Genomic DNA, 477 nt, shown 5'->3' with positions numbered 1-477 from the left:
GGGCCACCAGGCACTTCGCCGGACGGGGACGCTAGATGGGCTCCGGTGTGGCTCGTGAGCTCCCACTCGTTGCGTCCCCGCTGCTCGCGCCAGACCGCGCGGATCGCGGCGCCGGCCAGCATCACCTGGTAGAACGGGCCGCCGGCGACGAGCTTGAGGTAGTGCACGAAGCGGACGCGCAGCCCGTACTGGCGGCCGAAGTCGTGCAGTCCGACGATCTCGAACACGAAGGTCACCATCGCCGTGATCATGGGGAGGAAGGTGATGATCGCGATGCCGACGGGCACGTCGAGCAGGACGGCGACGGCGAAGTTGAGCGGGATGATCACCCCGGAGGCGGCCTGCATGAACGGGGTCATCAGCGTGTAGCGGGCCAGCCAGCGCTGGCCGCTGATGGTCTCCTTCAGGGAGTCCGCCGCGACCACGCCGACGCGCATCACCACGAACAGCAACAGCATCATGATCGCGCCGGTGTAG

At 67.9% G+C, this 477-nt stretch carries 1 pseudogene; it reads right to left on the bottom strand.

The annotated features are described in order from the left end of the window. Positions 1-477, bottom strand: a pseudogene (locus tag G3I78_RS47970) (hypothetical protein); the annotation flags it as partial.

It is taken from the genome of Streptomyces sp. SID13726, assembly GCF_010548375.1.
Classification (GTDB): Bacteria; Actinomycetota; Actinomycetes; order Streptomycetales; family Streptomycetaceae; genus Streptomyces.
Note: the sequence above shows the minus strand (reverse complement) of the source record. Positions and strands in the feature narration are given on the sequence as shown.